This window comes from Muricoccus vinaceus (assembly GCF_042433125.1).
Classification (GTDB): domain Bacteria; phylum Pseudomonadota; class Alphaproteobacteria; order Acetobacterales; family Acetobacteraceae; genus Roseomonas; species Roseomonas vinacea.
On the sequence record NZ_JBHLVZ010000084.1, the window covers coordinates 251,091 to 263,036 of the forward strand.

The 11,946-nt window shown below is 73.6% G+C and carries 10 protein-coding genes; 8 read left to right on the forward strand and 2 right to left on the reverse strand.

All coding sequences use genetic code 11. The annotated features are described in order from the left end of the window. Nucleotides 1–59: 59 nt before the first annotated feature. The gene (gene tpiA / locus ACFFIC_RS24300; protein WP_377055235.1) at nt 60–818 is read right to left on the reverse strand and encodes a triose-phosphate isomerase; all 759 of its coding nucleotides are present in this window, start codon (nt 816–818) and stop codon (nt 60–62) included. A gap of 132 nt (nt 819–950) precedes the next feature. On the opposite strand from tpiA, the gene ACFFIC_RS24305 reads away from it, so the two are divergent. The 8 genes from ACFFIC_RS24305 (at nt 951) to lexA (ending at nt 9,683) form a co-directional block, all read left to right on the forward strand. After that, a complete protein-coding gene (locus tag ACFFIC_RS24305; protein WP_377055237.1) occupies nt 951–2,849 on the forward strand; it encodes a peptidylprolyl isomerase in 1,899 nt (632 codons plus the stop codon). Continuing rightward, entirely contained in the window at nt 2,846–4,363 is a 1,518-nt protein-coding gene (trpE, locus tag ACFFIC_RS24310; RefSeq protein ID WP_377055239.1) for an anthranilate synthase component I, read from the forward strand. The genes ACFFIC_RS24305 and trpE overlap by 4 nt, the downstream gene beginning before the upstream one ends. Nucleotides 4,364–4,579: 216 nt before the next feature. After that, complete coding sequence (locus tag ACFFIC_RS24315; protein ID WP_377055241.1) at nt 4,580–5,206, forward strand: anthranilate synthase component II; 627 nt, start codon at nt 4,580–4,582, stop codon at nt 5,204–5,206. 2 nt (nt 5,207–5,208) lie between these two features. After that, nucleotides 5,209–6,216, forward strand: a complete 1,008-nt coding sequence (gene trpD, locus ACFFIC_RS24320; RefSeq protein WP_377055243.1) for an anthranilate phosphoribosyltransferase — start codon at nt 5,209–5,211, stop codon at nt 6,214–6,216. A gap of 91 nt (nt 6,217–6,307) precedes the next feature. Beyond that, entirely contained in the window at nt 6,308–7,135 is an 828-nt protein-coding gene (trpC, locus tag ACFFIC_RS24325; protein WP_377055245.1) for an indole-3-glycerol phosphate synthase TrpC, read from the forward strand. Then, nucleotides 7,132–7,641, forward strand: coding sequence for a cyclic pyranopterin monophosphate synthase MoaC (moaC, locus tag ACFFIC_RS24330; RefSeq protein ID WP_377055247.1), 510 nt, complete (start codon nt 7,132–7,134; stop codon nt 7,639–7,641). The genes trpC and moaC overlap by 4 nt, the downstream gene beginning before the upstream one ends. After that, nucleotides 7,641–8,846: a molybdopterin molybdotransferase MoeA gene (locus ACFFIC_RS24335; RefSeq protein WP_377055249.1), complete on the forward strand. Its 1,206-nt coding sequence runs from the start codon at nt 7,641–7,643 to the stop codon at nt 8,844–8,846. Before moaC ends, ACFFIC_RS24335 begins: the two co-directional genes overlap by 1 nt. Nucleotides 8,847–8,951: 105 nt before the next feature. Beyond that, nucleotides 8,952–9,683: a transcriptional repressor LexA gene (gene lexA, locus ACFFIC_RS24340; RefSeq protein WP_377055251.1), complete on the forward strand. Its 732-nt coding sequence runs from the start codon at nt 8,952–8,954 to the stop codon at nt 9,681–9,683. A 50-nt stretch (nt 9,684–9,733) separates the two neighbouring features. Here lexA and ACFFIC_RS24345 read toward each other — a convergent pair whose 3' ends face one another. Next, nucleotides 9,734–11,917: a ComEC/Rec2 family competence protein gene (locus tag ACFFIC_RS24345; RefSeq protein ID WP_377055253.1), complete on the reverse strand. Its 2,184-nt coding sequence runs from the start codon at nt 11,915–11,917 to the stop codon at nt 9,734–9,736. Nucleotides 11,918–11,946 lie beyond the last annotated feature (29 nt).

Here is an 11,946-nt window from a genome sequence, read left to right on the forward strand (position 1 = left end):
GTTCTAGCGCCGTTGCGCACCCGGGGGGAAGGGCTAACGCCCTTCCCCTCCCCGGCCTGTCAGGCCGGCACGGCGGCGGCGATGCCCAGGAAGTCGGCCGCCTTGAGGCTCGCGCCGCCCACCAGAGCCCCGTCCACGTTCGGCAGGGCCAGGATGGCGACGGCGTTGGAGGGCTTCACGGAGCCGCCGTAGAGAAGGCGGAGCGTTTCCCCCTCCCCCGGGAAGCGCGCCACCAGCTCGGCCCGCATGCGGGCGTGCATGGCGGCGATGTCGGCCTCGGTGGGGGTGCGCCCGGTGCCGATGGCCCAGACCGGCTCATAGGCGACCACGCCCTTGGCCGCCGGGAAGCCGTCCGGCAGCGATCCCGCGAGCTGGGCCGCGACCACCGCCTCCGCCTGGCCCGAATCGCGCTGCGCCTCCGTCTCGCCCACGCAGACCACCGGGATCAACCCGGCATCGATCACGGCCTCTGCCTTGGCCCGCACCAGGGCGTCGGTCTCGCCCCGGTCGGCCCGGCGCTCGGAATGGCCGAGGATGACGTAGCCACAGCCGGCATCGGCCAGCATGGCCGCCGAGACGTCGCCGGTATGGGCGCCGTTGGGCTCGGCCGCGCAGTCCTGCCCGCCGATCGCGACGGCCTTCCAGCCCATGGAGGCGGCGGCGACGTGCAGGTGCAGGAAGGGCGGGCAGATCAGCAGGTCGGCGCCGGTGGCCTGTTCCAGCCCGGCGCGCACGCCCTCGGCCAGCGCCGCGGCGTCCCGCAGGGTGCCGTTCATCTTCCAGTTGCCGGCGATCAGGGGACGGACTCCGGGGGTCATGCGCGCTTCTCTCCTGGCCGCTGGGTGCAACAATGCGTCCCGGGGCGCGTATCGGGGCGCGGGCCGTTTGGCAACGGGGCCCGGGTGCGCTACGGGCTGGCGCTCTTTCCGCCTCCCTGCAGGGCTGCCGCCATGATCACCGCGTTCCGCCGGCTCGCCGGCACCTGGTTCGCCAAGGGCCTCTTCATCCTGCTGGTCCTGTCCTTCGGGATCTGGGGCATCGAGGACGTCGTCCGCAACTTCGGGCGCGACAGCGCCGTGGCGCGGGTGGGCGGCCAGCCGATCGAGCTGCCGGAGGCGCAGAACGCCGCGCGGCGCGAAACGCAGCGCCTGGCGCGCCAGCTCGGCCCCAACTTCGAGCCCAACGACGCCTTCCGCACCGCGGTCGCGCGCCAGGCGGTGGAGAACCTGATCGCCTCCCGCGCCCAGACGCAGGAAGCGCAGCGCATGGGGGTCGGCGCCTCGGTGGACGCCATCCGCGCCTATACCTTCTCCATTCCGTCCTTCCAGGGCGCGGATGGCCGGTTCAACCCGCTGATCCTCAACCAGTTCCTTCGCCAGAATGACCTAACGGAGGCCGACTTCACCCGCCTCGTGGTGGCGGACCTGGAGCGCCAGCAGCTTGTCGGCGCCATCCGCGCCGGCGCGCGCTCCCCGGACGCGCTGACGCGCCGGCTTCTTGCCTTCGCGGAGGAGAAGCGGGTGGCGGAGGTTGCTGAATTTCCCCTGTTGAGCGCCCCCGAGGTGCCCGAGCCGACCGAGGCGCAGCTCACCCGCTTTCACGAGAACAACCCGGCCCAGTTCTCCTCTCCCGAATTCCGCGACGCATCCCTCGCCCTGCTCTCGGCCCAGTCCGTCCTGCCGCGCGTGACGGTGAGCGACGCCGAGGTGGAGGCCGGGCTCGACGCCCAGCGCGAGCGCAACGGCTCCCCCGAGCGCCGCACGGTGGAGCAGGCGCTGGTCAGCACCCGCGAGGCGGCGGATGCGATCCGCGTGGCCTGGACGGGTGGCGGCGACCTGTCCGCGATCAAGGCCCAGGCCGAGGCCGCAGGAGGTTCCGCCCTGGAGATGGGTCAGATCACGCGCTCCGAGATGCCCGTGGAGAACATCGCCCAGGCTGTCTTCGCCCTGCCCGAGGGCGGCGTGACGGAACCCGTGCAGAGCCCCTTCGGCTGGCACGTCATGAAGGTGACGGCGATCCAGCCCGCGGCGGAGGTGCCGATCGAGCAGCTGCGCGCCCAGGCCCGGCAGGCGCTGTCGCTGGAAAAGGCGGCCGACATGGTGTTCGAGGAGGCGAACAAGCTGGAGGACGCGCTGGCCGGCGGCGCCACGGTGGAGGAGGCGGCCCAGCGCTTCGGCCTCGCCGCCGCCCGCGTTTCGGTGGACCGGCAGGGCAACGGGCGCGACGGCCAGCGGGTGGAGCTGCCCGGCGGCCCCGTGGCGCGCACGGCGGTGCTGGACGCCATCTTCGCCAATGCCCCCGGCAACGGCCCGCGCGTGGCCGATGCCGCCGGCAGCTTTGTGGCGCTGGACGTTCCGGCGGCCACCCCTGCTGCCCTGAAGCCCTTCGCCGAGGTGCAGGCCGAGGTGCGCCGCGCCTGGACGCTGGACGCCCGCCGCCGCGCGCAGGAGGAGCGTGCGGCGGCGCTTCTGGCAGCCGCCCAGGGCGGCAAGGACTTCGCCGAAGCGGCCCGCGAGGCGGGCGTGGAGGCGGTCCGCATGGGGCCTTCCGCCCGCGATCCCCAGTCCGCGGCCCCCGGCGGCATCCCGCGTGAGCTTCTGCCGGGCCTCTTCGCCGCCAAGCCCGGCGAGGTGACGATGGCCGCCACGGCGGACGGCTTCGCGGTGGCGCGGCTGGCGGAGGTTGTGGCCGCGGACGTGGCGGCGGACACGGCCGGCCTGGCCCGCGTGAAGGGGGAGGTGGAGCAGTCCATGCAGGACGACCTGGAAGCGCAGTTCGCCGCGGCGCTCCGCGCCCGCAGCAGCGTGACCATCAACCCGTCCATGATGGACCAGGTGGCGGGGCGATGAGCGCCGCCGGAACCGGCTACGCCACCTTCGCGGAGGTCTATGGCGCCGGGCGCGGGCAGGTGGTTTCGCGCGAGCGGGTGGCGGATCTCGACACCCCCGTGGGCGCCTTCCTGAAGCTTGCCGAGGGCCGCCCCAACACCTTCCTGCTCGAAAGCGTGGAGGGCGGGCAGAGCCGGGGCCGCTATTCCGTCATCGGCCTCGCGCCGGACCTGGTCTGGCGCTGCCGCGACGGGCAGGCCGAGATCAACCGCCATGCCCTTTCCGCGCCGCACGCCTTCGTGCCCGAGGAGGCCGCGCCGCTGGACAGCCTGCGCGCCCTGATCGCCGCCTGCCGGATGGATCTGCCGCCGGGCCTGCCGCCGCCCGCGGCCGGGCTCTTCGGCTATCTCGGCTATGACATGGTGCGCGAGATGGAGCGCCTTCCGGCGCGCACGGCGGACGTGCTGGGCATCCCCGACGCCATCCTCGGACGCCCCACGCTGATCGCGGTCTTCGACCATGTGCGGGACGTCCTGACCCTTTGCGCGCCCGTCCACCCCACCGAAGGCCAGACGGCCCGTGCCGCCTTCGAGGCCGCGCAGGCCAGGCTGGACGAGGCCGAGGCGGCACTGGACCGCCCGGTGCCGCGCGCAGCGCCGCCGGCAGCGCTTCCCGCCCCGGGCACGCCTTCCTCCAACTTCACGCGCGAGGGCTTCATGGCCGCGGTGGAGCGCGGCAAGGAGCTGATCGCGGCGGGCGACGCCTTCCAGATCGTGCTGAGCCAGCGCTTCCAGGCTCCCTTCGCCCTGCCCCCCTTCGCCTTGTACCGGGCGCTGCGGCGGCTGAACCCGGCGCCCTTCCTGTTCCACTTCGACTTCGGCGGCTTCGCGGCGGTGGGGGCGAGCCCGGAGATCCTGGTCCGCCTGCGCGACAACACCGTCACCGTCCGCCCGCTGGCCGGAACCCGGCGCCGCGGCACGACGCCGGAGGAGGACGCCGCGCTGGAACGCGAGCTGCTCGCCGACCCCAAGGAGCGGGCCGAGCACCTCATGCTGCTGGACCTCGGCCGCAACGACGTGGGGCGGGTGTCCGCCATCGGCAGCGTGCGCGTGACCGCCCAGTTCGGGATCGAGCGCTACTCCCAGGTCATGCACATCGGCAGCGAGGTGCAAGGGCGCCTGCGGCCCGGGCTCTCCGCGCTGGACGCGCTGGTGGCGGGCTTTCCGGCCGGCACGCTCTCGGGCGCGCCGAAGGTGCGGGCCATGGAGATCATCGAGGAAACCGAGCCCTCCCGCCGCGGGGTCTATGCCGGATGCTTCGGCTATTTCGGCGCCGATGGAGGCATGGACACCTGCATCGGTCTGCGGATGGCGCTGGTGAAGGACGGGGTGATGTCCGTGCAGGCCGGCGCGGGCGTGGTGGCCGACAGCGACCCGGAGGCCGAGTACGAGGAAACGCGCCAGAAGGCGCGCGCCCTGTTCCGCGCGGCGGAGGAGGCGGTGCGCTTCGCCGCCGTGCCAGGACGTAACGGCTGAGGCGCCGTTCGGGCCCGGCGGGAGGAACCAGAGAACGGGTTCGATCCGCCGGCGACTCACTGTTCGCATGGGCGCCGGGGCCTCGCCTGATGCGGAAGACCGACCCGCCGGGCCGCGATGCCTGCGGCCGGCCTGGGGCGCGGAGCCATGCCCGCCACGCCAAGCGCCCAACCGCCGCTTGACCGCGGACGGTCCCTCGGCGGAAGTGAGGGGGCCATGATCCTGCTCATCGACAACTACGACAGCTTCACCTTCAACCTCGTCCACTTCCTCGGCGAACTGGGCGCGGAGGTGGAGGTCTGGCGCAACGACGCGCTCTCGGTGGAGCAGGTGCTGGAGAAGCGGCCGGCGGCGGTGGTGATCTCCCCCGGGCCATGCACCCCGAACGAAGCGGGGATCTGCCTGGACCTGATCGGAGCGTCCGCGAGGAAGGGCGTGCCGGTGTTCGGCGTCTGCCTTGGCCACCAGGCGATCGGGCAGGCCTTCGGCGGCACGGTGGTGCGCGCGCCCGAGCCCGTGCACGGCAAGGTGCACGCGGTGCATCACGGCGGCACGGACGTCTTCGCGGGCCTCCCCTCCCCCTTCCAGGCGACGCGCTACCATTCCCTGGTGGTGCGGCGGGAGGACATGCCGGAGCAGCTTGCCGTCACCGCCGAGACGCGGGAGGGGCTGGTCATGGGGCTCGCGCACCGCGACCTTCCGGTCTGGGGCGTGCAGTTCCACCCCGAAAGCATCGCCTCCGCCCACGGGCACGACATCCTGGCCAATGTCATGCGCATGGCGGGAATCAACCTTCCGCCGCGCACGGGGAACCCGTCCGGGCCCCTGCCGCAGGCGGCCTGAGCATGTCCCTCAAGCCCGTCCTGGCCCGCCTCGCCGCCGGGGAGCGCCTTGCGGAAAGCGAGGCGGAGGCGGCCTTCGGCACCGTCATGGCGGGGGAGGCCACGCCCGCGCAGATCGCGGGCATGCTCATGGCCATGCGCGTGCGGGGCGAGACCGTTTCCGAGATGACCGGCGCCGTCCGGGCCATGCGCGCCCGCATGGTGGCCGTGGAGGTACCCGAGGGCGCGATCGACCTCGTCGGCACGGGCGGGGACGCCGCGGGCACGCTGAACATCTCGACCGCGGCCGCCCTGGTGGTGGCGGGGGCCGGGGTTCCGGTGGCCAAGCACGGCAACCGCGCCCTGTCCTCCCGCGCCGGGGCGTCGGATGTGCTGGCGGCGCTGGGCGTGAACACCGACGTCCCCTTCGAGCGCTTGCCCGAGGTGATCCGCAGCGCCGGCATCCTGTTCCTCATGGCCCCCCGCCACCACGCGGCGCTGCGCCACGCGGCCGGGCCCCGGATGGAGCTGGGCACGCGCACCATCTTCAACCTGCTGGGGCCGCTGACCAACCCGGCGCGGGTGCGGCGGCAGATGACCGGCGCCTTCGCCCCGCAATGGCTGCGGCCCATGGCCGAAACCCTGGCGCGGATCGGGACGGAGCATGCCTGGCTCGTCCACGGGCAAGGCCTGGACGAACTGACGGTCGCCGGCCCCTCCGATGTCGTGGAATTGAAGAACGGTTCCATCCGTGAGTTCCAGGTCACGCCGGAGGAGGCGGGGCTCGCCCGGCACCCCGCCGAATCCCTGCGCGGCGGCGAACCCGGGGAGAACGCCGAGGCGCTTCTTGCACTGCTGCGGGGCGCGGAAGGTGGCTATCGCGACTGCGTCCTGCTGAACGCCGCCGCGGCCCTGATCGTCGCCGGCCGGGTATCCGACCTTCGCGCCGGCGCCGCGATGGCGGCCGAATCCGTCGCCTCCGGCGCGGCGATGCTGGCGTTGGAGAGGCTTCGGGTGGCCACCGCCGCCTGACCTCCCCGCAGCCGGGATGGCTGCCCTGCGGCGCGGCCCTCTCAGGACCCGCTTGACGCGCGGCGCGCATCGGCGCCAGGAACCGCCCATCATGGACCAGACCTTTCCGGTTACGGACGCGCCCTTCTCGGACACGCTCCGGAAGATCCTCGACGAGAAGCGGGCCGAGGTTGAGGCCCGGCGGCGGGAGACCCCCCTGGGGGAGATGGAGCGGCGGGCCCGCTCTGCCCCCGCGCTGCGCCCCTTCACCGGCGCGCTCTGCGAGGCCGTGGCGGAGATGCGCATCGGCCTGATCGCCGAGATCAAGCGTGCCTCCCCCTCGGGCGGCCTCATCCGCGAGCCCTTCGACCCCGCCGCCATCGCCCGCGCCTACGAGGAGGCCGGCGCCACCTGCCTCTCGGTGCTGACCGACGAGCCCTGGTTCCAGGGCAATGCCGAGCACCTGCGCCTGGCCCGCGAGGCGACGAAGCTGCCCGTGCTGCGCAAGGACTTCATGATCGACCCCTGGCAGGTCTTCGAGGCCCGGGCCATGGGCGCGGATGCCATCCTGATCATCATGGCCGCGCTGAGCGACGCCGAGGCCGAGGCGCTGGAGGACGTGGCGCGCACGCTCGACATGGGCGTGCTGGTGGAGGTCCATGACGAAACCGAGCTGCAGCGCGCTCTGGGCCTGGAGACGCGGCTGATCGGGGTGAACAACCGCGACCTGCGTTCGCTCAAGACCGACATCTCCGTGACCGAACGCCTGGCCCCCATCGTGCCGGCGGACCGCATCCCGGTGGCCGAGAGCGGCATCCGCACCCCCGCCGACGTTCGCCGCATGGCCGCCGCCGGGGCGCGCTGCCTCCTCGTGGGCGAGCACCTGCTGCGCCAGCCCGATCCCGGCGCCGCCGCCCGCGAGCTGGTTCAAGCCGCTTGAGCGGCCCACAACCCGCCGGCGCCGACCGCGAAGGCGGTGCCCTCACCCATTTCGACACCGCCGGCCGGGCGGCGATGGTGGATGTCTCGGCGAAGGCCGAGACCGTGCGGGAGGCCACCGCGCGCGGGCGCATCGTGATGCAGCCCGAAACCCTGGCCCTGATCGCCGCCGGCCGCGCGGGAAAGGGCGACGTGCTGGGGGTCGCGCGGCTGGCCGGGATCATGGCCGCCAAGCGCACGGCGGACCTCATTCCCCTCTGCCATCCCCTGCCCCTGTCCTCCGTCTCGCTCGACCTGGACCTGGCGGCGCCGGACGCGGTGGAGATCGCGGCCACGGTGCGCACCGCCGGGCGCACGGGCGTGGAGATGGAGGCGATGACCGCCGTGACGGTGGCCGCGCTGACCATCTACGACATGGTCAAGGCCGCCGACCGCGGCATGCGGATCGAGGCCGTGCGGCTGGTGCGGAAATCCGGCGGCAAGTCGGGCCTGTTCGAGGCGCCCTGATGATCGCGGTTTCCGAGGCGCTGGAGCGCATCCTGGCCGGGCTGCGGCCGACGGGCGCTGAAACCGTGGCCCTGCCCGACGGCTGGGGGCGGGTGCTGGCCCGGCCCGTGGCGGCGCGGCTGACGCAGCCCCCTGTCGATGTCTCGGCCATGGACGGCTATGCGCTGCGGGCCGCCGAGGCGACGCTCGGCGCGCGGCTCCGCCTGGCCGGCGCCTCCCCCGCCGGACGCCCCTTCACCGAGGCCCTTCGGCCGGGCGAGGCCGTGCGGATTTTCACGGGCGGCGCCCTGCCGCCCGGCGCCGACGCCATCCTCCTGCAGGAGGACGCCCGGGCGGAGGACGGCCACGTCACCCCCACCGAAGCACCCCGCGCCGGCCGATGGATCCGCCGCGCCGGGCTGGATTTCCGCCTCGGCGACGTGCTTCTGCAGCCGGGCCGCCGGCTCAGCGCACGCGACGTCGGGCTGGCAGCGGCGGCCAACCACCCGTGGCTGCACGTCCACCGGCGCCCGCGTGTCGCGATCCTGGCCACAGGCGACGAGATCGTCCTGCCCGGGGAGGCCCTGCCGCCCGGGGGCATCGTGTCCTCCAATGCCCATGCCTTGTCGGCCCTCGTGCGGGCCGCCGGCGCGGAGCCGCTGGTGCTGCCCATCGCGGGCGACGACCGTGCGGCGATCGGCGCCAGCGCCGAGGCCGCCGCCGGTTGCGACCTGATCGTGACCACCGGCGGCGCCAGCGTGGGGGAGCACGACCTCGTCCAGTCCGCGTTGGAGCCGCTGGGCTTCTCGCTGGACTTCTGGAAGATCGCGATGCGGCCGGGCAAGCCGCTGATCTGGGGCGGGCTGCGCGGCGCGCCTCTGCTGGGCCTGCCGGGCAATCCGGTGTCGGCGATCGTCTGCGCCGTGGTCTTCCTGGTGCCGGCGCTGCGCCGCCTGTCCGGGCTTCCGGCAGCTCCCGTGGAAACCCGCTCCGCCCTGCTGGGCCGCCCGCTTGAGGCGAACGACCGCCGCCAGGACTACCTGCGCGCGGAGCTTTCGCGCGATACGCAGGGCCGCCAGGTGGTCACGCCCTTCCCCGTGCAGGACAGCTCCATGCTGGCGACGCTGGCGCGGGCCGATGCCCTGGTTGTGCGCGCGCCGGGCGCGCCGGCCGCCGGAGCCAACACCGAGGTGGAGTTCGTGGAACTTTCCTTTCTGGGAGTTTGAGGAACAGATTGACCGACACGGGAGAACTTTCATAGAACTTCCAGGTCGGTTGCCCGTTTGTTCGTGCAGAAGACTGCCCCTCGCCCCCAGGGAGACGCCCGGACCATGCTGACCCGCAAGCAGCACGAACTTCTCACCTTTATCGACCGGCACCTCCGGAACACCGGCTTCTCCCCGTCCTTCGAGGAGATGAAGGAAGCGCTGAACCTCAAATCCAAATCCGGAATTCATCGCCTGATCACGGCACTGGAGGAGCGCGGTTTCCTCAAGCGCCGTGCCCACCGCGCCCGCGCCCTCGAGGTCATCCGCGTTCCGGACAGCCTGTCGGCGCGCAGCCCCGCGCCGGCGGTTCCCGCCGCGCCCGCCCCGGCCACGGTTTTCCCCGCCAATGTGATCCGCGGAAACTTCGCCCAGAACCTGCCCGGCGCGGTGCGCACGGCGAATGATGCCGCCGCGGTCCACCTGCCGCTCTATGGCCGCATCGCCGCGGGCCTTCCCATCGAGGCGCTGCGCGACGGTGGCGAGAGCGTCGAAGTGCCGGCCGCCATGCTCGGCGGCGGCGAGCACTACGCGCTGGAAGTCGCGGGCGACTCGATGGAGGGCGCCGGCATCCTGGACGGCGACACCATCATCATCCGGCGCGGCGACACCGCCGACAGCGGCTCCATCGTCGTGGCGCTGGTGGACGAGAACGAGGTGACGCTGAAGCGCCTGCGCCGGCGCGGCAATTCCATCGCTCTCGAGGCCGCCAACCCGCGCTACGAAACACGGATCTTCGGGCCGGACCGGGTCAAGGTGCAGGGCCGTCTGGTGGGCCTCGTCCGCCGCTATCACTGAGCGGCCACAAAGGACCGGGAGGCCGGGGGAAGCCATTCCCCCGGCCTTTTTCATTCCGTTTCGGCTGCCGGCTCGGATTGCGGCTGCGCCTTCGGGGTGGGGACCGGAGGCACCCAGGGCCGCTCCCCGCGCGTCATGCGGTCCGACCGGATCACCACCCCTTCCGGCCTTAGCCAGACCGCGTGGGCACCGTCTCGCCAGACGCTGAAGCGGTCCACGCGCGGCGTCTCGCGGCACCGGCCGCGGATCGGTTCGAGCGAGAGCATCACGGCGGCCTTCCCGCAGCCGGTCTCCGCCATCACGGGCGGCGGTGGCGCGGCGGGCCCGCGTCGCGGGCGCGGGACCTCGCGCGGCGGCTGGCGCAGCAGGATGGCCGCCGGGCCTCCTTCGCGGAGGCGCAACAGGCAGGAAAGCGGCGTGCAACTGGCCCCTGGCAGCTCCCCCTCGCGCGGCAGGGTGGCGGCACCGTCCTCGCCCCAACTCCGCAGCCAGGATTCCCGCATCAGGCGGTTGGCACCCGAGGCGCGCTCCGACAGCACGCCGGCCGGGGTGGAAAGCGCCAGCATCCGCCCATCCGCCGCCACCAGGATGTCGGGCGGGGTGACCAGAAGGCCCGAGCACAGTCCCAGCACCATGACTGGCACCCCCGCCCAGCGCCAGGCAAGGCGCCAGAGGCAGAGCCAGCAGAGCCCGAGGGCGAAGAGGATCAGTCCCCAGCCCGGGATGGGCGGCGCGGCCATCGCGGCGCCGGGCCAGGCCGCCACGAACCGCCCCACGGCAAGCGTGGCCTCCACCCCCCAGCCCATGACGGCAAGGGCTGGCCCGTCCCAGCCCAGCGGCATCAGGAACAGCGCCAGCATGCCCGCCGGCATCACGACCAAGGAGGTGACGGGCACCGCCACCGCATTGGCCACGACGCCGTAGAGCTGCAGGCGGCCGAAGTGGTGGAGGCCGAAGGGCGTGGTCGCGGCGCCCGCCACCACGGAGGTGAGGATGAGGCCCAGAATGGCCAGCGCCGCCCGCCCCCGCCAGCCCCGCACGCGCAGCCGGCGGGAGGGTCCGCGCAGGGCCTCGGCGGCCGCGACCAGCGCCAGCACGGCGGCGAAGGACATCTGGAACGAAGGGCCGAGCAGAGCCTCCGGACTGAACAGCAGCACCATCCCCGCCGCCACGGCGAGGGCGCGCGGCGAAAGGGCACGGCGGCCGGTCAGGATGGCCAGCGTCACCAGCGCCGCCATGGCGAAGGATCGCAGCATGGGCACGCCCGCGCCCGTCAGCAGCGTGTAGCCGCCGCCCATCGCCAGGCCCAGCACCGCCGCGGCACCCTTGGAATCCATCCGCAGCGCCAGCCATGGCACGGCGGCGATGCCGGCGCGCAGCAGCAGGAAGCCGGTCCCGATCACGATGGCCACGTGCAGGCCGGAGGGCGAAAGCAGGTGTGCCAGCCCGGCGTCGCGCAGCGCCGCCAGTTCGGCCGCCGGAATGGCCGACTGGGATCCCGTCAGCAGCGCCGCCGCCACCGCGCCGGTTCCGCCCGGCAGAGCGGCGGCGACGCGCGCCTCGATCCCCGCCCGGAGGCTGGAAAACACCGGCGCCTTCCCCTCCGCCAGGATGGCCGCCGGGTTCAGCGCGAAGCCCGATCCCGCAAGCCCCGAGAAGAAGGCCGCCCGCTGGAAATCGAAGGCGCCTGGATAGGCCGGGGCCATGGGCGGGCGAACAAGGGCGCGCACGGAGATGGTGTCCCCTGGCCGGGGCCGGGCGGGATCGGCGTTCCGCAGGCGGATGCGGAGCTGGCGGGCCAGCGGCGCCTCCCCGTCCAGCCGCGGCGCGTCCAGCAGCAGGCGGCGGCCCTCGGGCAGCAGGTCCACCGCCGCCACGGTGCCTGTGACCACGGTGGCGGTGCGCGGCAATGCCGAAGAGCCGGGTGCGTTGGCCGCGTGGAACAGGGGCGCACCGAACCCCAGCGCCGCGGCGCCGACCAGCGCCAGGGCGGCGCCGGTGAGCGGCCACCGCCCCACAGCCAGAGCCGCCAGCAGCAGCGGCGGCCAGGGCATCGCGAGCCAAAGGAGGCCGGGCTCGGCCGGCAGCCCGAAATAAATCAGGACCCCCGCGCCCATGGCCACCGGCAGCCAGAGCGGCCAGCGCCCCCATTCCGCGGCCACCCAGCCCCGAGCGCGCTCGGAAAGCGGGGGACGGGGCTCGGCAAGGGGAAGCGGCGCGGCGTGAGCGGACATGGGCGGGACCCATGCTAGCGCAAACACAT